This window comes from Arthrobacter koreensis, assembly GCF_009193255.1.
Taxonomy (GTDB): Bacteria; Actinomycetota; Actinomycetes; order Actinomycetales; family Micrococcaceae; genus Arthrobacter_B; species Arthrobacter_B koreensis.
Genome location: NZ_WACG01000006.1, coordinates 276,635 through 297,260 on the forward strand (window position 1 = coordinate 276,635; position 20,626 = coordinate 297,260).

Annotated in this window: 14 protein-coding genes and 1 pseudogene; 8 read left to right on the forward strand and 7 right to left on the reverse strand. The window is 64.5% G+C overall.

Features of this window, described 5'->3' with window-relative positions; translation table 11 throughout:
- Nucleotides 1-4 precede the first annotated feature (4 nt).
- Nucleotides 5-598, reverse strand: coding sequence for a MarR family winged helix-turn-helix transcriptional regulator (locus tag GD628_RS13915; RefSeq protein ID WP_152275120.1), 594 nt, complete (start codon nt 596-598; stop codon nt 5-7).
- Between the two features lie 620 nt (nt 599-1,218).
- On the reverse strand, nt 1,219-3,540 hold the full coding sequence (locus GD628_RS13920; protein ID WP_152275121.1) for an AAA family ATPase: 2,322 nt from the start codon (nt 3,538-3,540) through the stop codon (nt 1,219-1,221).
- Between the two features lie 1,324 nt (nt 3,541-4,864).
- Between GD628_RS13920 and GD628_RS13925 the strand changes: the two genes are divergently transcribed.
- The 4 genes from GD628_RS13925 (at nt 4,865) to GD628_RS13940 (ending at nt 11,894) form a co-directional block, all read left to right on the forward strand.
- The gene (locus GD628_RS13925; RefSeq protein WP_152275122.1) at nt 4,865-6,103 is read left to right on the forward strand and encodes an AlbA family DNA-binding domain-containing protein; all 1,239 of its coding nucleotides are present in this window, start codon (nt 4,865-4,867) and stop codon (nt 6,101-6,103) included.
- Nucleotides 6,104-6,340: 237 nt separating this feature from the next.
- The gene (locus GD628_RS13930) at nt 6,341-7,810 is read left to right on the forward strand and encodes a DUF3375 domain-containing protein (RefSeq protein WP_152275123.1); all 1,470 of its coding nucleotides are present in this window, start codon (nt 6,341-6,343) and stop codon (nt 7,808-7,810) included.
- A complete protein-coding gene (locus tag GD628_RS13935; protein WP_152275124.1) occupies nt 7,807-8,574 on the forward strand; it encodes a DUF4194 domain-containing protein in 768 nt (255 codons plus the stop codon). The genes GD628_RS13930 and GD628_RS13935 overlap by 4 nt, the downstream gene beginning before the upstream one ends.
- Nucleotides 8,571-11,894 carry an ATP-binding protein gene (locus GD628_RS13940; protein WP_152275125.1) on the forward strand — a complete coding sequence of 1,108 codons (3,324 nt, stop codon included), beginning with the start codon at nt 8,571-8,573 and terminating at the stop codon, nt 11,892-11,894. Before GD628_RS13935 ends, GD628_RS13940 begins: the two co-directional genes overlap by 4 nt.
- An 18-nt stretch (nt 11,895-11,912) precedes the next feature.
- Here GD628_RS13940 and GD628_RS16865 read toward each other — a convergent pair.
- From GD628_RS16865 to arsB, 4 genes and pseudogenes are all read right to left on the reverse strand, one after another.
- Nucleotides 11,913-12,715, reverse strand: a pseudogene (locus GD628_RS16865) (DUF2332 family protein).
- 141 nt (nt 12,716-12,856) lie between these two features.
- Nucleotides 12,857-14,281 carry an NAD(P)-binding domain-containing protein gene (locus GD628_RS13950; RefSeq protein ID WP_152275126.1) on the reverse strand — a complete coding sequence of 475 codons (1,425 nt, stop codon included), beginning with the start codon at nt 14,279-14,281 and terminating at the stop codon, nt 12,857-12,859.
- A gap of 24 nt (nt 14,282-14,305) precedes the next feature.
- On the reverse strand, nt 14,306-14,713 hold the full coding sequence (locus tag GD628_RS13955) for an arsenate reductase ArsC (protein WP_152275127.1): 408 nt from the start codon (nt 14,711-14,713) through the stop codon (nt 14,306-14,308).
- Nucleotides 14,713-15,813 (reverse strand): ACR3 family arsenite efflux transporter, encoded by a 1,101-nt coding sequence (gene arsB, locus GD628_RS13960; RefSeq protein WP_152275128.1) that lies wholly within the window; start codon nt 15,811-15,813, stop codon nt 14,713-14,715. Before arsB ends, GD628_RS13955 begins: the two co-directional genes overlap by 1 nt.
- A gap of 110 nt (nt 15,814-15,923) precedes the next feature.
- Between arsB and GD628_RS13965 the strand changes: the two genes are divergently transcribed.
- The 4 genes from GD628_RS13965 to GD628_RS13980 all read left to right on the forward strand — a co-directional run bounded on the left by GD628_RS13965 (nt 15,924) and on the right by GD628_RS13980 (nt 19,381).
- A complete protein-coding gene (locus GD628_RS13965; RefSeq protein ID WP_152275129.1) occupies nt 15,924-16,277 on the forward strand; it encodes an ArsR/SmtB family transcription factor in 354 nt (117 codons plus the stop codon).
- A 46-nt stretch (nt 16,278-16,323) separates the two neighbouring features.
- A complete protein-coding gene (locus GD628_RS13970) occupies nt 16,324-17,250 on the forward strand; it encodes an oxygenase MpaB family protein (protein WP_152275130.1) in 927 nt (308 codons plus the stop codon).
- Between the two features lie 187 nt (nt 17,251-17,437).
- Complete coding sequence (locus GD628_RS13975; protein WP_193313284.1) at nt 17,438-18,109, forward strand: DsbA family protein; 672 nt, start codon at nt 17,438-17,440, stop codon at nt 18,107-18,109.
- A 105-nt stretch (nt 18,110-18,214) separates the two neighbouring features.
- Nucleotides 18,215-19,381 carry an SLC13 family permease gene (locus GD628_RS13980; RefSeq protein WP_152275132.1) on the forward strand — a complete coding sequence of 389 codons (1,167 nt, stop codon included), beginning with the start codon at nt 18,215-18,217 and terminating at the stop codon, nt 19,379-19,381.
- Here the strand turns inward: GD628_RS13980 and GD628_RS13985 are convergent, their stop codons facing one another.
- On the reverse strand, nt 19,382-20,620 hold the full coding sequence (locus GD628_RS13985) for a beta-ketoacyl-[acyl-carrier-protein] synthase family protein (RefSeq protein WP_152275133.1): 1,239 nt from the start codon (nt 20,618-20,620) through the stop codon (nt 19,382-19,384).
- Nucleotides 20,621-20,626: the final 6 nt, after the last annotated feature.

Sequence of the window (20,626 nt, forward strand, 5' to 3'; positions counted from 1 at the left end):
CTGCTCAGCTGTCCGGGTTGCCGCCGTCGGCTTCGCGGTTGAGGCCCTTTAGGCGGCTGGCCGCCAGCCGGGACGGCACGTGCCGCGGGCGGCTGGTGATCTGGCGGCGGGAGACTGCTTCTGCCTCGGCTTCGTCATCGCCGAAGTATCCGCCGGCAAGGACCTGGGCCGCATGGTCCAGGACGCCGACGATTGAGTTGCCGAGGTCTTCTCCGATATGGCTGGTTAGGCGTTGTTCGTGGTCGCGCAGTTCCTGTGTGCAGGCCTGCACTACATCCCAGCCGGCTTCGGTCAGCTGGACGAGCCGGACCCGCCGGTTGGTCGGGTGGCTTCCGCGTTCCACGAGTCCGAGTTCGAGGAGTTCGTTCGCCACGAGGTGGGCGGCCTGGGCGCTGACGAAGGTCCTGCGTCCCAGCTGGGCGTTGGAGAGGGGCAGTCCCTCCCCCAGAACCTGGAGCACGAGGAACTGGGACAGCGTCACGCCGTGGGCCAAAGCCAGGTTCTCGGTGAACCGGTCGAGTGCCCTGCCGAGACGATAGGCCGTGTAGTTCAGGCGTTTGGTTGCGGGCTCGCCGCGCTCGTCTCGTTCAAGCTCCATCCGCTGAGAATATCAAGTTATTTGCGATGTTCTGGCCTGTCGGGCGTGCAGCAGACATGAGCTCGGCCGGATGTGGGGTTGCAGGAAGGCACAGCCCGTTCCCCACTATCAGTGGGCGCTCTAGCTGCTGCGGGGTGACGGTTCCGGCCGTAACGGACTGGGAGCCGACGGCGCACCTAGTGGCGGACTCTCTGGGTGAAACTACGCACCGCGCAACGATTGGAAGGAAGACCTGCTGGACCGGGAGAAACGGGCAACGGCCGCGCTCAATGACCAGGACTCCGTGGCGCTGCACCGGAATGGCATTGTTCGCCGGTCGCCAGCAACGCCGACCGCTCCCTTCCCCTGACCGACGAGCTTCGGTACGGCATGAACCACAGGCTCACCTCCTGTCGAGCACAGGCTATGTACCCCACCCACCCCCGGCCGAACGGAGGGTGCCGACGGTGTCCTGGCCACCATTTTTGGATGTCGGCCAGCACCGCCCACCTGTTGGGAACTTATTCCCAACCACTGTCACTCGAATGCTACCTATAGGTTGACTTGGATTGAGATGATGCGGACCGGGCTCAATCCTGCATTGACGATCTTCAGCTACGGCCAGACAGGCAGCGGTTGTCTTAGCTTGCCGCCAACTCCAGTGATTGTGGGAAGCGGCCGAAGACAGCGCCCGTTTCCAGCAGCGACTCACCACCGCAGGCTCGAACCATCATGTCAAAGTGCGCACCGTGTCCCTGCTGGTCAAAAAAGAGGTGAAGCAGCTGTAAGAAATCTTTGGCATCCCCGATGTAGTGGGACTGAGCAAAATCATCGATGATCGTGTGTGATCCCGAGTTCGCCCAGGTGATGAACATCGACATCAATCGCTCGTCTGCCACAGAGAGTGGTTGCTGGCGCTCATGACTTAGCGTCGAACCCACCGTCTTGAAATAACCTTCGATGATTCGCCTAACGATGTTGAACACACCGACCTGCGCGATAGGAGATTCCTCATCGCCGTCCGCGATATCTACGACCGACTGCCATAACAGCTCATAGCTGCCTCGGATCTTGCTGCGCTGACCGTCGTCCTTCAATGTTGTGAGCTTGTCGAGGCCCTTTCGCAGGCGATAGTGACGGCGGTCGCCGGTCTTTCCAATGTCCGTCGCGTACGCCGCTTCGTGGTGGAACTGGGTGTTGTGCGTTAGTACGATGAGTTGCTCGATGTTCGTCTCACCAGCGATGACCTGCTTTGCAATATCACGAATGTAAGCTGCGACGATGAACAGAGTGTCGCTGTCGAGGCTAGAGATTGGATCATCGATGACCGCAATAACGGGCTCGACAATGCCGCCCGGGACGGCACTTCCGGTCAAAGACTCCACGAAGTATGCGAAGCAGAGGAAGGATTTCTCACCTTCGGATAGTGAATCAAATGCCGGCGAACCGTCGTCTCGAATGATCCGGTAACCGCCCGCCACCGCATCCGTGATTTCCAAATGGAACCGATGGAACCCCAGCGCCTCAAGAAGCTTGTTGATGCGCTCAGCGACAGCAGCGGTATTTGAGATCGAGTCGCGGAGCGTCTCGATCTCATCCTCACTGTCTTCATCGGCTTGCAGGCTTGAAGCAATGTTGGTACGGAGTTCTTCGATCTTCGCCCGTTTTCTGGCACTGATTCCAGTGTATCGCTTCAACTGATTCAATATTTCTGGACGTGTGAGAAACAGCGCCCAGCCGTCGTCGACCAGCTTCTGCAACTCCAGGCTAGAATCATCGATCAGTTTATTGTGTCGAATGATGTCCTTGTTTGCATCCTCGATCAATTCACGAAGATGCCTAGTCAGTGAGTCAATGTCGTTAACATCGATTCGATTTGTGGGGTGGCGGCGCTTGTCACTCACTTTGGACAAGACGAGTTCAGTCGCGGTTTGAATAGCGTCGATCGCATCAATGAAGCGCCGTGCACCGATGGCAGTGTCAGCCTCGATAGCGGCCTTTAGCCTGACGAGCTCCGCGCGGAGGGTCACTGATCGCGATTCCACCTGAGTTGTTATGCTCTCTGCGAGCGAGAGCGCCTCGTCGTAGCCGGCCGCGAAGTAGGCAGTAAGTCTAGACCCAAACCCTTCTGGCAGGTCTTCCTGACAAAACGGGCACTTGTTATTGGCGTTCTCAAGATGCTGGCGGCCTTGACTAACCCAGTCCCCATTCGCGAGGTGTTGGATTAGAGCGGCGAGGTCCCCGCTTCCCGTCGTGACATCATCAACACGGAGTTGCTTGATTTGCTCCTCAGAGAGGAGGGAATTCACAGAAAGACCGGGTAGCTGGGAGCGCCGATGAAGGTCGCCTGTCAGCGATGCGTTTCGCGCCTCGAGTGTGTCCCAAGTAAGGGAATCCTCGACGACCAAGTCGGGCTCATATCGAGATTCAGCCTCCTTGAAGAACTTCTCCCTGCTTGCCCTGAAGCCCCGAAAAACGGTTTCGCGGACCGCCTCGGGTACATCCTTGTGCCCCTCGAAGAGGGTTTGACTGGCGGCAAGGCGCTCATCCTCAATCTCGCCGAGCAATCCACTCATTGCGTGACGATCGCGGTCAGAGCCTACGGCCTTTGTCCACCCCTCTCGATCGATGCGGCGAGCGGCACGCTCCTGATCTAAGAGGGCGATTCTGGAATTCACATCATCCGACTCGGAACCAATTGTAAAAATACCATCGACGTGTTCATTGAGCACCGTCGAGCGGTATGACTCATTGAATACACGAATTGACGACGCAGTTTCCGCGACCTGCCATGTCGAACGTGAGTCTGGTTCGAGCGGCTGTCGGGACAGTGCGTTCGAAATGGTCGTCTTACCAGAGCCGTTGGGCGCGTGGACGAAGTTAACCTTTGCCAGGTTGGCGAGCACCATCGGGCTGCCCCCAAAGCAGTACTCCGCAGTAACCCTAATTTCAGACAAGCTCATTTTTCCCCCGTATATTCCAGCCAAGTGGTCGTCGCCATGCACTCTCGCGGCTTCCCAGCGGCAGCCGGCACCTATCAAGCCCCAGCGCTGGTGCGGCGCATGTTCCGGACCTGTTTTTCAATAAACCGGCTGCTGACTAAGTCCCTTCATCATTGTAGGTGCCGAAGGTGAACGTTTATCGGCAATTACTGCCGCGTCTCGCAAAACGGTTAGTTCTGGGATGCACCGACGTAGAGACCGCGTGATCACTGGGCGAAGGTCAACCGTTCCACTACCACTCCTATCGAGCATGTGATGGAGGAGCTCACGGCACGGAGTCCGCGTCGAATCTTGTCACCAACGAACGCTGGATATCTGGCCTACCCACGCGCATAGCTCAGTTAACGAGGAATTGTCTTTTAGGTCTACCATTCGAAGGGTGCGAAAAGACATGGGGAAAAAGTTACGTGCCGGGGTCACCGCCCGACTGGAATTCGATTTTGCGTGCGAGCGCGGACACTCTTTTGGCGAGTATCACCTGCATGGAGTGATCAACGAGATCATCTCAGCGATTATTGACCCTGGCCTCTTCAAGCTCCATGGAGGTCACGCCCATCCAGCACTAAACCCATCGGGCACCCCTACACGAGGGCGGCCCCGCGAAATCGACTTTTTCATTGATCACCGCGACACTTTGGCCCCAAGAACATGCGTAGAAGCAAAATGGGCGGGATCAAGCCATTGCACATGGAACAGAGTTCTCCTCGACCTCTGCCGGCTAACACTGGTAAAGCAGCATTCGCCTGGCGCTGAATGTTTGTTCGTTCTAGCCGGTACGACACATCAGGTCAACGCTCTGGTGCAGAGCATGCCCCTTGTACGGCAGACCGGGTCAGGCCGGATGAGGCATGCCCTCCAGATACCCGAAGACAATACGGTCTCACGACAGCGGGTCTTCGAGCCCATGAAGTGGACCGTCCCCAAGCTCATCCAGGATGGGTTGCCGACCGTCCCTCGAAAAATTCGCAGCACCCTGATCCAAGACTCTGACATAAATACATCTAAGTGGAAGACTATTGTTTGGCGAATAGACGGACCTTAGGGCACGAATTCACAGCGATAAATTCTATAACATACCAACCTCCGTGATGTCCACGATGGAGGCTGCTGTTGTCTCGGTACTACTAGAACTGACCTGCAGCACCTTTTAGGATGGCCGGGATCCCGAAGAAGCGCCGGTATGTTCATGAGAATCCGTGTCGGCTGAAGAGGGTTCCACAGAGCCATAACTGCAGAGGCGCTCGCAGTCAGCTTCAGGACACTGGCAACTTATAGTGCGAAGATTATGCTCATGGCATTCACTCCTCTGCACCGCGCCCTAGGTCTGCATCCTTCCCCCTTGGAATATTCGATGTTGGTCCAAGCCATTCGTGACGGGGTCCAAGAGCGTGATGATTTGGACTGGAAGAAGGAGCTCCCCAACCCTCAGAACCCGAACGCTAGGGTGGAGTTTGCCAAGGATGTAGCCGCCTTCGTGAACAACGGAGGGGGGCTGATCGTCTACGGTGTTGCGGAGTCTAATTCCGTTGCTGCAAGTATCGAAACTGTAAATAACTGGAGCGATTCGGTCGAACAACGCCTTCGCAGCTGGGCTTACTCCTTAATTCAACCCCCCGTACACGGGCTGGAATTCGTACAACTCACCGGGAGTAGCAGTGAGCAGGCAATCGTGCTGTCCGTGCCCGCCAGCCCTGACACCCCTCATTTCGTCTTTCAAAACGGAACAATCCGCGCCCCGCGCCGGTACGGTTCCCACACCGTTGATATGGGCGAGCGTGATATCGAGCAAGCCTACCGCCGCCGATTTGAAGATCGCCGCAACAATGATCGGTTGCTAGAAGACTTGCTGGAGCAGGCGACGCTTGGCATCAACACCGGCGCTGGCCTCTGGATGGCTGCAGCGGCCCGCCCCACACGGCCACGTCCCAGTCACACAGGCAGGGTCGATCGGGCAGATGCTCAGGCCATTCTAGGTGCCTTCATCAGCCAAAACCCCTTCCTGACGCCCGGTTCCGGCTCGATAGAAGCAGACGTAAACCCACGGCCTGGCTACCGCAAATGGCGTTCTGAGGAAATCAGATTCTCGAACAAGACAGTCGTGGACATCTATGACGACGGCAGCGTAGCTCTGGCAGTAAAGGCCAAAGATGCGGCGTTGGAAGGCTTCGACCCAACCAGAGACATCCACGTGATGGATGCCCAGTCTCTGCCCGCACACATATGCCACCTGGCCCGCACCACAGCCGAGCAACTATCAGTATTAGGGGAGTTCGAAATCAGCATCACCATGTCTTCTCCCCCGGGCAACCCAATCTTCATTCGCACCTTCGAGCCAGTCATTAATTTTATGCGTAACAGGGAAGAACTAGCTCCGATACATAGATTCGTTCCGGTTACGGGCATCCTCGAGTCCACAGGTCCTGAGCAAGAGGCTCTCGAAACTGTCCGTGGACTTGCATTAGACATCATGAACCAGGGCGGAGCGATGGCGCTCGGCAACGTATATCTCAAGGACTCCGTCTAGCGGCTCGTACTGGCAGCAGTTAGGTCTATAGGCGTTGTTCTCCTAGGCCAGCGTCCATCAGTGAGGCCCTTGGACCGGCAACAGCGTATATGACATACAGTCGGGCATCCTCGTCTCCCGTAAGCGATTGCCTCGCGTCGCCTCCGCCTCCGTGACCGCTAAGCAGGTTACTCTCCCCCGCTCAGCTAAAATCAGACAGGCCCGTTTTACCCCTTCGTTCCGGGCGGAAAGCGCAGCATGTCCTTCATAGAAAACGCCGTAGCCCGCTGGGCGGAGCTGCAGCGGCTACAGGCCTCGCCCGGATGGAAACTCACCAACGCGAACCCCTGGGTCCTTGCCCTGTTCCGCGAGGCCTTCACCCGTACCCGCCCGCGCATCCCCCTGGACGAATTCCACTCCCTCACCGACTCCTTCCTGCACCAGCTCAGGCTCAACGGGCAGAGCCTGCGCGAAGACTGGACCGGGAAGAACTACGCCGATGACTGGGTGGCCCGCCGGTTCCTGGCCCGCCCCCGCGCCGACGGACGCTTCGTCTACGAACTCACCGAACCCGCCGTCCGGTTCCTCTCCTACCTGGACGGCTTCACCGGCGACACCACCAGCCTGAACTCCTCCCGCTTGAACACCCTGCTCTCCAGCGTGGAAACCCTGGCGCACGAATCCAACCCGGACCCCGAAGCACGCATCGCCGTCCTCGAAGAAGAGATCGCCCGCCGCGAAGACCTCATCCGGTCCCTCCGCGCCGGAGACGCACCCCCGCCCCTGGACGACGACACCGCCGTCGAAGCCGCCCGCGACATCCTTGACCTCGCCGCCGCCCTGCCCGCCGACTTCAAGCGCATGCGCGACGGCCTCGAGAAGATGCTGCACACCCTGCGCCAGGAAATGGTCGAATCGCAGGCATCCAAGGGCCTGACCATGGGCGAAATCCTGGAAGCGGACAAGCGCCTGCGCAGCACCAGCGAAGGCCGCACCTATGAAGGCTTCACCGCCTTCCTGAACGACGCCGACCAGCAGGGACGCTTCCGGCACGCCATCGCCCAGGTCCTGGAACGCGACTTCGCCGACGCCATGACCCCCGGCGACCGGCAGGCCCTGTACCGGATGATCAGCGACATGCGCGAGCAGGCCGCCGAAATCCAGCGCATCTACGGCCGGCTCTCCGAATCCCTGCACACCTACGTCCAAAGCGACGAGTACCGGGAATCGGTCCAGCTGCGCAAACTCATCCGCGCCGCCGAAACCGCCATCCACAAGGCACCCCGCGGACGCCGCCGCGCCGCCGTCGTCCCCGCACCGAAGCTCTACGCGTCCGCGTTCGAATCGCTCAGCATGGTCCGCACGTACGACCCGGCCGAGCACGCCGCACCGCGGAAGCTGCCCGCACCGCCGTCGTTCACCGAAGCGGACATCCACCGCGCCGCCCGCACACCCAAGGCCGACCGCCGCGTCCTGCGCGACGCAATCACCCGGGCCGGCAGCCGCCGCGGCCGCGCCACCGTCGCGGAGATCTTCGCCGAACTGCCCGCCGAACACCGCCACCTCAACAGCATCCGCGCGCTCCTCGCCTCCGCCGCCCCCTCCGGGGACAGCAACGGAACAACGACGATGCCGGCCAGCGAAACTATCCCCTTCCTCCAGATCGACGGCAGTTCCCGCACCGCAGTGCTGCCCGTCCTCACCGTCGCCGAAAGCCCCCAGCCATGATCGAAAACCCCACCACCGAAACCGCAGAGTACGACGAGCTGGACGAGGACTACCCGTTCGACCAAGACACCCAGCCCGCCCGCGACGTCCTGATCGACGGCCCGGAGCTGTTCCCCGGCGACACCGGCACCCTGCCGCTGAAACTGCGCCAGGCCCTGATCCGACTGCTGCGCGGCCCCTACCTGGACGCCAGCTCCTCGGACAACGTCTACAACACCGTGGTGGATAACCAGGAGCAGCTGCGCGTCCGGCTGAGCGAACTGTTCCTGGAACTGGTGGTGGACGAGCACCACAAGGTCGCCCTGCTGCGCCCGGTAGAAATGGCCGAACCCCACACCACCGCCCTTCAGCGCCAGCGCGAAATGACCCGCGAGGAAACCCTGCTGCTGCTGCGCATGCGCCTGGTCCTGGACCGCCACTCGGGCACCGGCAACGAAGCCACGATTGCCCGGCAGGACATTCTCGACGTCCTGGAGCAGTACGTGGACCCGCAGGCGCACGACGCCAAGGGCGTGGAAGACCTAGCCGACGCCGCCATCCGCAAGCTCGTCACCGAACGCCGCCTGCTGCTGCCCACCGAACTGGACGACGTCTGGGTCATCTCCAATGCGCTGCCGCTGGCCCTGCCGTACGAGCACATCGGGGACATCATCACCTTCATGAATTCGCTGACCGAGGCCCCGGCGGAACCGGACACGGCCCATGAAGCGCCCGCCGCAGACGCGGTTCCTGAAACAGAGCACGACGGCGAGGAGCCGGCATGAGCATCGAAACCACCCTTCCCATGGGGGACCTGATCAACCCCGGCCAGAACCGGCTTTCCCGCATTCAGATCGTGAACTGGGGAACGTTCGACGGCGCGCACACCATCCACGTGGACCGCGCCGGCACGCTGCTCACCGGTGACTCCGGCGTCGGCAAGTCCACCATTTTCGACGCGATCCTGCAGGTCATGGACGCCCGGCCCAAGATGAACGAGGCCGCGCAGAACAACGGTGGCACCGCAGCCGAGGAAAAGCGCACCGCGTTCTCCTACATGCGCGGACGGCTCGGCACCCAGGGTATGGAAGCCGGCGACGGCACCGCCTACCAGCGCCCCGGCGCCACCTGGTCCGCCGTCTGCCTCACCTTCGACAACGGCCTGGGCCAGATCACCAGCCTCTCCGTACTCATGGACCTCCCCGCCACCGGCACCGAACACCACGTGGGCCGGTTCTACGCCGTACACAACCGTCCGCTGGACATTCCCTCCCTCGAAACCGGCATGCGCGGCCGGTTCACCAAGGGTGCCCTCGAATCCCTGCTCCCGGGCGCGCAGATCTTCGATTCGCACAAACTCTTCGCCGAGCGGTACCGCACCGCCCTGGGTGTGGAGGACGAGAAGGCGTTCGGGCTGCTGCGCATCCTGCAGACCGGCAAGGGCCTGGGCGGAACGGTCAACGACTTCTTCCGCAACCACGTCCTGGACACCCCCAAGACCCTCACCGCCGCCGACGAGGCCGTGGAGGACTTCAGCCACCTGCGCAGCATCCGCCGCCAGCTCGAACGCGCCCGCCAGCAGCGCGACCACCTGGCCAACGTTCCGGACCAGCACCGCCTGTTCCTCACCACGAAGGCCGAACTGGACCGGGTCCGCGCCCTGAGCACCGACGGGCTGCCTGCCTACCGCCGCCGTCTGGCGCTGGCCAGCCACGAACGCGACGTCGAGCGCCTCACCTCCGCCGCATCCACCGGACGCGAAGCGCTGAAGGCCGCCGAGAAGCAGCGCACCAAGCTGAAGAAGCAGGTCGCCGAACTGACCGCCCGCTACACGCAGGAGGGCGGCGGCGCGATCGCCACTCTGGAACGCGAGGTCGCGGCCGCACAGGCACAGCTGGTTTCCCGTGAAACCGTGGAGAACGCGTTCCGCGCGGACCTGCGCGCCGCCGGCATCGATACGGACCTTTCTCCCGCCGGGCTGGTCACCGCCCGCAGCCGCGCCAATGAGCTGATCAAGACCCTGAACGCCGACGTCGACGCCGCCCGGGAGCGCAGCTCCGACGCGCACGGCGAGGCCTGGGCCCTCAAGGGTTCCATCTCCAAGCTGGAAACCGAGATCGTGTCCTTCCGCCGCCGGCGCAGCAACATCCGCCCGGAAAGCCTGGAACAGCGCGCCCGGATCTGCGAAGCCACCGGCATCGACGAAACCGAGATGCCGTTCGCCGGGGAGCTGATCGATGTTCCGGCCGAACACGCGCAGTGGCGTGCCGCCGCCGAACGGGTGCTCCGCCCGCTCTCGACGGCCCTGCTGGTTCCCGGTGAGCACATGCCCGCCGTTACCCGCTACCTCAGCGAAACCAACCTGCGCGGCTTCCTGCGCTGCATCGACGTCAGCATCCCTGTGGACGGCCCTTCCCAGCCGGGACCGCGGGACCTGATCACCAAGCTCAGCACCTACGACTCCGCCATGGGCGACTGGGTGGCCCGGAAGATCACCGCGCACTACGACTTCGAGTGCGTGGAGAACCCGGACGACCTCGCCAATGCGTCCCGCGGCGTCAGCCTCGGCGGCGCCGTAAAGCGCAACTCCTCCACCACGGAGAAGGACGACCGGCACACCAAGGCCTCGGACAACGTGCTGGGCTTTGACAATAAGGACAAGATTGCCGCCCTCGCCGCGGAACTGCTCGCCCTGCGCGCCAGCTTTGAAGAGGCGGACGTCGTCTCCCGCAAGCACGCCTCGGAGCAGGACGACCTGATCCGCCGGCTCGCCGCCGTCCGTAAGGTCGCTGCGGATACCCGCGAGTTCGAGGAGATCAGCGCCGAGGAGCAGCGCGCCGCGGTGACTGCCGCCGTCGAGCGTCTTGAATCAGCCCGCGACGCCAACACTGACCTGGAGCAGGTCCGCTTCGAGCTGGACACCGCGGAGCTGGACCTGACCGCCGCGACCGAGAAGATCGGCGTGCTCAAGGGCGACCTGGCCCGGCTCGAGGCCGAGCTCACCGTCGCCACCGAACGCCGGGACACGCTGGCCGGCCGCGGCCCGGATGCCCTGGCGGAGGACCTGCGCGCGCAGCTCGATGAGCTGTTCGCCCCCTTCGGCGAGATCACCGACGTCGTGCACCTGAACGACGCCGCCGGGCAGGTGGAGCGGAACCTGCTCACCGACGCCGCGCGGCTGGACAAGACGCTGCTGGAAACCCGCACCCGCCTCGAGCGCACGTTCGAAACATACAGCGAGAAGTGGGGGTCGGACTTCGGCACGGGCGTGGACTCGGCCGAGGAGTACGTGGGCCGTTACGAGGACATTGTCACCGAGGGCCTGCCGCAGCACGAGTCGGAGTTCCGCGAGTACTTCAACAACCGCACCTACGAGCGGTTCAGCGACCTGCTGCAGCTGCTCGACGAGGAACGCCGCAGCATCTCCGCGCGCCTGCTGCCGCTGAACTCCGTGCTGCGCCGCGTGCCGTACCACGTGGACAGCCACCTGGAGATCGAGGTCAAGACCACCGTCCCGGACGACGCGCACAAGTTCCGCATGGAGCTGAAGAACGCGCTGCCGATGATGGGCGTGCGGCAGGACAAGGCGGACATGGATGCCCGGTACGCCGCGCTCGAGGGCCTGGTGGAGAAGCTGAAGGATCCGCAGGAGCGCCGCTGGCGGGCCGAGGTCCTGGACGTCCGCGCGCACGTGACCATCACCTGCACCAACAAGCTCGCGAACGGGCAGTCGTTCACCAACCTGCAGGCGTCGCTGATGTCCGGCGGCGAGGGGCAGCGGTTCACGGCGTTCATTCTGGCCTCGGCGCTGGCGTACCAGCTGGGCATCGTGTCCCAGGGCTTCAGCACCTACGGCACCGTGATGATGGATGAGGCGTTCGTGAAGTCCTCCCTGTCCTTCGCCGAGGCGTCCATCAACGCGCTGCACGAGTTCGGCTTCCAGCTGCTGCTCGCCGCTCCGGAGGACAAGGTGGACCTGTCCCGGTTCCTCGGGTCGGTCACGGAAATCCTGCGCGACGACGCCGCCAACCGGTCCGGCACCCTGGAGCGGGTTCCGGTGGGGTCTTCTGGGGGTTCGCGGGCTGTGGATATTCTCCTGCGGTAGCTGGTTCTTCGGTTACGGTCAGAGCGCTTCGCAGCTCTGACCGTGTGGGCCGGTGAACGCCTGGGGAACGCCGTCCAGGGACAGGACCAGCCGTCCTTCCGCGCTCCGGGTCAGCTGGTCCTTGATCTCGGGGAGGGCGGCTTCGCCCTCGTTGCTGATCCAGGTGACGTCCAGTCCCTTCACCAGATCAACGAACCGCCGACGGTGGTCCGGATCGAGGTACGGAAGAACCGCGCTGTGGAAGACGACGACGGTCGCGTCCTTCGGTGCCTCGTTCACCAGCTGCGGCAGTGCCTCCACAATGTCGCCCCGGACCAGGAGCGGCGGGTCTTCGGCAGCAACCTTTGCGACGGCGCTCAGACGGTCGCGGCGTTCGCTGTGTTCCGGCCAGACCAAGGCTTCCAGCCAGGCCATGTCCTCGAAGTCCTGGACATCCAAAGGGTTCAGGTCGATACCGGCCCGCCATACGACGTCGGGCCGGCGGGTGGGAGGCTCCATGCCGGCAAGCGCGCAAGCGGCAGCAGGACTGCGCACCGGCCCGCCTCGTTGGTCTGCGTCATCCGCGCCTGGATGACAGGTTCGACTACGGGCCAGTTCTCCAGCAGCCAGTCCCGGAATCCTGGATACCGGGCCAGGGGAGCACCGGCCAGGCGTGCTGCGGCGAACACCAGGTTGGGCTGGCGCTTGGGCCGCGGAAGTGAATCGATCAGTGCCAGCACCTCTGGGTCCTCCGCGATGCCGTCCGCCCACTCTTCGTAGAGCGGCGAAACGCCCCGCGCTTCGACCGCCGCGAACCGTTCGTAGCCTGCTGCTGTCGTCATGGGCCCACCCTAGGCGTCGCCAGCGAGCCCGCCCTCAGACCCGTCCACGGTTACGCTCCGTTTTGTGCAGATCGCTCCGGTCCGGAACGGTCGAAATCTCCCATAGCGGAGCGAATTGCCGCGCCGGTGTGTCCCCGGCTTCTAGGCCCCCGGCTGCGCCGAGCGGCCGTGGGCCAGTCCGGTGGGAATGCCCAGGAACTTCGGTTCGGGTGCACCGCAGCACGACGCCGCCGCTAGCTCCGGATCAGGCTCAGCCGCACAGCACGAATCCACAGGACCGCCATCAGCGGGAGCGTCGCAGCTGCTGCCCAGGTCCGTGGAGCATACGCCGGTCTCTGGCAGTACCAGCTGCACGTCGTCGGCGGCCCGCTGGTCCCCTGCCAGGGCAGCGGCGATGGAGCGGACCTGCTCGTACCCGGTGGCCATCAGGAAGGTGGGTGCCCGGCCGTAGGACTTCATGCCGACGATGTAGAAGTCCTTCTCCGGGTGCGAGAGCAGCTTGGCGCCATGCGGTTCCACGGTGCCGCAGCTGTGAAACGCCGGGTCGATCAGCGGACCGAGTTCCCGCGGCGCCTCAACAGCCGGATCGAGATCCAGCCGGATTTCCCGCAGAATACCCAGATCCGGGCGGAAGCCGGTCGCCGGAACCAGCAGGTCAACATCCAGCTGCTTCTCACCGGACGGGGTAGTGCCAAGAACAGCCAGAGTGTCGGAGACCTTGAACCCGGTGATGGTGAACGAGGTGTGCAGCTGAATCTGCCCTCCCTCGACCAGCGCACGGAGCCTGCTGCCCAGGGCGCCTCGGGCAGGCAGCCCGTCCAAGTCCCCGCCACCGTAAACTCCGGCAGCGGAGGTACTTCGGATAGCCCAGCTGATCCGGGTCCCGGGCTCCTGCTCGGCCAGCGTGCCGAGTTCCAGCAGGGTGTTCGCGGCGGAGTGCCCGGCGCCCACCACCAGGACGTGCTTGCCAGCGAACCGTGCACGGTCCCGGCCGGCGACGTCGGGCAGCGAGCCGGTGATGAGCCCCGCGGAGATGGCCTCCGCTTCCCCGATGGAGGGCAGGCCGGCTTGGCCGAGGGGATTCGGGGTGTGCCAGGTTCCTGAGGCGTCGATGACGGCGCGCGCCCGGTAGTCAGTGACCGTTCCGTCCCCGTCGCGGGTCCGGATCAGGAAGGGCGTGCCTTCCCGTCCGGCACTGCAGGTCTTATCCAGGCCCTCGCGGCTGACCGCGAGGACGCGGGTCGAGGTATGCAGAGCGGCCGCAATCGCAGGAACCGCGGCCAGCGGCTGCAGGTACTGTTCCCGGAGTTCGGCTCCGGTCGGCAGGGTCTCGGCGTCCGGTTCCTGCCACCCGGTACCGGCGAGCAGGCGGCGGGCGGCGGTGTCGACGTCGTACTGCCAGGGCGAGAAGAGCCGGATGTGGCCCCACGACGCGACGGCGGCGGCAGCCGTTTCGCCGGTTTCGAAGATGATCGGGGTCAGGCCGCGTTCCAGCAGTTCCGCCGCGGCAGCCAGGCCCACAGGTCCGGCGCCGATTACGGCGACGGGCAGTGCCTTCTCAGTCATGGTGTTGTCCTCTGGTAAACGACGTCAGTGTGCGGGGAGCAGGTCCGCGATCAGGTCCTGAATCCGGGCCTTGATTTCGTCCCGGATGGGCCGGACGGCTGCCACGCCCTGCCCTGCGGGATCATCCAGCTTCCAGTCCTCGTACCGTTTGCCCGGGAAGATTGGGCAGGCGTCGCCGCAGCCCATGGTGATCACGACGTCGGATTCCCGCACGGCCGCCGTGGTGAGGACCTTGGGCAGCTCCGCGGACATATCGATGCCGTCTTCCTCCATCGCTTCCACGGCAGCCGGGTTGACGGCATCCGCCGGTGCGGACCCGGCAGAACGGACCTCGATCCGGCCCTGCCCGAGGGCTCGCAGGTAGGCGGCGGCCATCTGGGACCGGCCGGCGTTGTGCACGCAGACGAACAGGACGGAGGGCTTGGAACTCATCAGGATGTCTTTTCTGTGGGAAGGGTTTCGGCTGCGGGCCAGTACTTCTTCTGCGCCCAGAGCGCGGCGTAGACCAGGGCGACTAGAACGGGAACCTCGATCAGGGGACCGACGACGCCGGCCAGCGCCTGTCCGGAGGTCACGCCGTAGGTGCCAATCGCTACCGCGATGGCCAGCTCGAAGTTGTTGCCGGCGGCAGTGAAGGCGAGGGTGGTGGTGCGGGGGTAGCCCAGGCCCAGCAGCTTGCCCAGCACCATGCCGGCTCCGAATACCACCACGAAGTAGATCAGCAGCGGAACGGCGATGCGGGCGACGTCGAGCGGGTTGGACGTGATTTCATCTCCCTGCAGGGCGAACAGCAGCACGATGGTGAACAGCAGGCCGTAGAGTGCCCAGGGACCCAGCTTGGGGAGAAAGGTCCCCTCGTACCAGTCCCTGCCCCGGGCCCTCTCGCCGAACGTTCGGGTGAGGAAACCGGCCAGCAGCGGGATGCCCAGGAAGATGAGCACGCTGAGGGTGATGGCCCAGAACGAGAACTCCACGCTCGTCGTCGCCAGGCCGAGCCAGCCGGGCAGGACCTGCAGGTAGAACCATCCCAGCGCCCCGAACGCCAGAACCTGGAAAACGGAGTTGATGGCCACCAGCACGGCGGCGGCCTCGCGGTCTCCGCAGGCGAGGTCATTCCAGACCATGACCATGGCGATGCAGCGGGCCAGTCCCACGATGATCAGCCCGGTGCGGTATTCGGGCAGGTCAGGCAGGAAGATCCAGGCAAGCGCGAACATGAACGCCGGGGCAGCCACCCAGTTGAGGATCAGGGAGGTGACCATCAGCTTCCGGTCGCCCACCACGGTGCGGGTTTCGTTGTAGCGGACCTTGGCCAGCACCGGATACATCATGACCAGCAGGCCGACGGCGATGGGCAGGGAAACGTTGGCGACCTTCAGGGAGTCCAGGACCAGGCCAATGCCGGGAACCAGCCGGCCCAGCAGAAGTCCAGCCGCCATGGCAGCGACGATCCAAACGGGCAGGAAACGGTCCAGCGTCGACAGCCGGGCGGTGACCTGGCCTGTGTCCACGGATGGGGCGGTAGTGCTCACTGGACTCCTGTATTGGAAGGGCGGGATGGCATCGAAAGATATCGATATTCTTCGATAATGAGTATTCTCCGAGACATCGACGACTGTCAATCTCAGTGCATAATGGGTGAGTGACTACCGCTCCGACCGCCCCCGATGCCGTGCCCGAAGCCTGCTGCACATCACTGACGTCCAAAGCGCTCAGCGTCGAAGACGCCCAGCGGTTTGCGCAACTCCTCAAGGCCGTGGCGGAACCAACCCGGCTCCGCCTGGTCTCCCTGATCGCGGCACAGGACAACAAGGAAGCCTGCGTCTGCGACCTCACGGAGCCGGTTGGTCTGGGCCAGCCCACCGTGTCCCACCACCTGAAAATCCTGGTGGACGCCGGAATCCTGCACCGAGAAAAGCGCGGCGTGTGGGCGTACTACTCGATCGTGCCCGGTGCTTTGGAACGCGCCGCGGCTGTTCTGTCCCCGGGCAGGTAGGCGGCCCGCCCTGACACTTCACAGCCTGCAGGACCATACTGGGACGATGGGCAAGCTCCTCGAATCCTGGCGTCGGCAGCTGGTCGGCACGTTCAGCAACAACGCAGAGACCATTCCGGAATGGGAGCTCGAGCTCGCCAACGGCACAGACCGCGGCTACTACGGACCGGGCTCGGCAGTCTGGGCGGTCCACGGGTCCATGACCACGATCATCGCCGGCATCCGCGCCCTGCTGCTCCAGGCGCTGCACCCCGGCGCGATGGCCGGCGTGCGCGACTATTCCAACTACAAGGAAGATCCGCTCGGCCGCCTCGCGGGAACCATCCGCTGGATCTTCACGGTCACCTACGGGGATACGACGGCGGCACGCAGCGCGTCGAACTGGGTGCTGCGGCTTCATGAACGGGTGAAAGGCACCTACGAGGACGCTGCCGGCGTCGAACGTCCCTACTCGGCGAACGATCCCGAGCTGGCCCGCTGGGTCCACCTCGCTTTCACCGACGCGTTCCTGACCTCTCACATTGAGTTCGGCGAACCTATCCCGGGCGGACCGGACCAGTACGTCGCCGAGTGGGCGGCCGCAGGTGAACTGATGCGAATCGACAACCCACCGCGGGACCTCGCCGGACTGCGGAAACAGATGGCCGCCTTCGACCCGGAACTGCGCTCCAGCCCGACCGTCGAAGAAGTGGTCCGCTTCCTGCGCCGCCCTCCCCTGCCCCGCAACCAGATGATCGGCTACCGCGTCCTGTTCGCCGGCGCCGTCGCTTCCCTGGAACCGCGGCACCGCGAACTGCTCGGCCTCCGCGAACCGCATCTTGGCCCGTTCAAGCTGCCGGTTCACGGCCCAGTGAAACTCGTACTGCGGGTGATCCGGTTCGGGCTCGGGGACATGGGCCCGTCCGAACGCTCCGCCCGCGAGCGCATCGCCCGCCTGGACGCGGAAGCCGCCGAGAAACGCCGTCCGGCCTAACCCCGCCCACTCCCGCGCCCTTGCATCCACCCGGACCAGTAACCCCGCCCACACCCCCGGTCGACCAACATCACCCCTCCTCCCCCTTCAGCCACGCCGCACCGGGTGGAAACATTAAAAGTGCAGTGAAATCCCAACCCGTATGTGCGCGCACCGGCGCGTGCTGATTTCATACCGGAAAGGAATCATGCGTAAGGCCGTACCTTCAGTACTCATCGCCGGCGTGCTGGTAAGCGGCGGCGTAGTGTCCTGCGAGACCTCAAGCGAACCCGCGGCACCGGAGACCAGCGCCGCCGTCGAAGCCGCCGTCCCGGCAGACCAGCAGGACACACTCGTCCCCGCCGACGCCCGGACCATCACCAACCCGGCAGATCCGCAGGCCACCCTGGTGCTTTTCACCGACTACCAGTGCCCGTACTGCGCCATGATGGACACCCTGATCGAGCAGGCCAAGGCCGACTACGGCAGCCAGGTGAAAATCGTGGTGCGGAACTACCCGCTGCCCAAGCACCAAAATGCCGAGCCGTCCGCCCGCGCCGTGGAAGCCGCGGCGGAACAGGGTGCCCTGGAGCAGATGGCCGCCAAGGTCTTCGAGCACCAGCAGGACTGGAAGAACGCCGACGACGCAGCCGGCATCTTCGCAGGCTACGCGGAAGAGCTCGGCCTGGACATGGACCAGTTCACGGCCGACTATAACTCGGACGCCGTCAAGGACCGCGTGGCCCGGGACCTGCAGGATGCACAGGATCTCCAGGTCAAGGGCACCCCCACGCTCTACCTGAACGGTGAGGCACTGCAGCTCGAATCCGGTGACTACAGCGAGATCCAGGACCCCCTCGACGCCGCCCTGGGCAACTAACCAGAGCAACCCTTCCCCCTCCCAGCCCAGGGCGGCACGCCCGCCACGCACGCACGACGACGCCTGGTACAGTCCGCGGCCAGCCGCGGGGTCTAGAATCCGCTCATGCGTCTGGCCGTGATCGGAGTTCTCCTGCTGGTGGCTGGTGGTATCGCAGCCGCCACCGGTGCGCTCCCGGAAGCGGAGCTGTTCGCCCTTGCGGACCGGGTGGTGCCGATCCTGGTGTTCGTCGCGGCTATCACCGTGGTGACGGAACTTGCCAGTGAAGCCGGGGTTTTCCTGTGGGCCGGGCGACGGCTGCGCCGCTGGGGCCTGGGGACCGGATTAGTTCTCTGGCTGCTCCTGGCACTGCTGGCCGCGCTGAGCACCATCTTCCTGTCCCTGGACACGACGGCCGTGCTCCTCACCCCGGTCGTGGTGACCGTAGTGCGGCAGGCCGGCCTGCCTCCGCTTCCCTTTGTGCTGACAACAATCTGGCTGGCCAACACCGCCAGCCTGCTCCTGCCGGTCTCCAACCTGACTAACCTGCTGGCCCAGCACAGCCTCGGCGGCCTAAGCCCGGCAGGGTTTGCGGCCCTGATGTGGGCCCCCGCCGTCGCCGGCATCATTGTGCCGATGGCCCTGATCGGACTCCTCTTCCGGCGTGACCTGCGGCTGCGCTACGAACGCACCCCGCCGTCCGAAACAGCATCTCCGGCCCCGGAACGTTTCCTGCTGGCCGCGTCCGGCGTCGTGCTGGTGCTCCTGCTCCCGCTGCTGGTCTCCGGCATTCCGGTCTGGATTCCCTCCACCGCCGCCGCCGCGGTCCTGGGCCTGCTGTTCGCACTCCGGCGGCCCGGCGTCCTGACGGTCAAGCTGGTCCCCTGGCCCCTGCTGCTGTTCGCCTCCGGACTATTCCTGGCCATGGAAGCCTTCCTGGCCCTCGGCGGCTCGGCCCTGCTGGGCACACTCGCCGGGCAGGGCGAAAACTTCGCGGAGCTGCTTCGGCTCGCGGCCACCGGGGCGGCCGGAGCCAACGCGGTGAACAACCTCCCGGCCTACCTGCTGGCCGAACCCCTGGCGGAAACCCCGACACGGATGGCCGCCCTGCTGATCGGCGTCAATGCCGGCCCGCTCATCACGCCCTGGGCCTCGCTGGCCACCCTGCTCTGGCACGACCGGTTGATGCGCATGCAGGTAGTCATCAGCTGGAAAGGCTACGCACTCGCCGGCCTGATCGCGGCGCCGCTCACCGTGACGGTCGCCGTCGCCGCCCTCGCCGCGGCCTCCTAGCTACACCCGCCCGAACGCCACCACGCAGTTCTGCCCGCCGAACCCAAACGCATTCGTCACCGCATACTGCACGTCCCGCTCCCGCGCCACGTTCGGCACATAGTCCAGGTCGCACTCCGGATCCGGCGTCGAATAGTTGATCGTCGGCGGAATAACGCCTTCAACGATCGACATGGCGCACAGCAGCGATGCCAGCGTTCCGGCCGCGCCAATCAGGTGCCCGGTCATCGACTTCGGTGCCGTCACGGCCAGGGACCGGGCATGCTCACCAAACACCGTATGCAGCGCCAGCGTCTCCGTCCGGTCATTGGCCTTGGTGGACGTCCCGTGCGCGCAGACCAGATCCACGTCCGCCGGGTCCAGCCGGGCCTGCGCCAGCGTCCGCGAAATCGCCTCCGCCGCAAACTTCCCACTCGGTTCCGGCGCCACAATATGAAAAGCATCCGAGGTCATCGCCCCGCCGAGGACATCGGCATACACCCGGGCGCCGCGGGCGCGGGCGTGCTCCAGCGTCTCCATCACGCACACCACCGCACCCTCGCCGAACACAAACCCATCCCGGTCCGCATCGAAGGGGCGGGACGCCTCCTGCGGCACGTCATTGCTGCGCGAGAGTCCGCGCATAGTGGTCAGCCCGGCGAACATCACCGCAGTGATCGCGGCATCCGTCCCGCCGGCCAGTACGACGTCGGCGTCCCCCGCCAGCAGCGTGCGGCGCGCCTCCAGCAGGGCGTGCGTTCCGCTGGCGCAGGCGAGCGCACTGGCGTTCACCGGCCCGTGCACGGCGAGGTCTATCGCCACCTCGCAGGCCGGCATGTTGGTCAGCGAGGACGCCACGAAGCTCGGGCTGACCGGCCGGATCCCCTCGGCGTCGAAGAGCCGGGTGGCGTCCTGCACCTCCGGATAGCCGGACACCGCACTGTTGATGAGAACCGCCGCGTCGGTTCCCTCCAGCGTGGGGCCCAGTCCGGCGTCGGCCGCTGCTTCCCGAGCCGCGGCGACGGCGAGCTGCGAGGCGCGGGAGGACCGGTTGATCCGTTTCACGGGGAGCCAGGCCGCGGGGTCAAAACCCTTAACTTCGGCCGCGATCCGGGTGGGGAACTCGGAAGCATCAAACGCCGTAATGCGGTCCACGCCGGATTTCCCCTCCTTGAGCGCCTCCCAGGTCAGTGGCCAGGAACCGCCGAGCGGGGTCTGCGCCCCCATCCCGGTGATGACCACCCTCCGCTCGGCGCCCATGCCGTT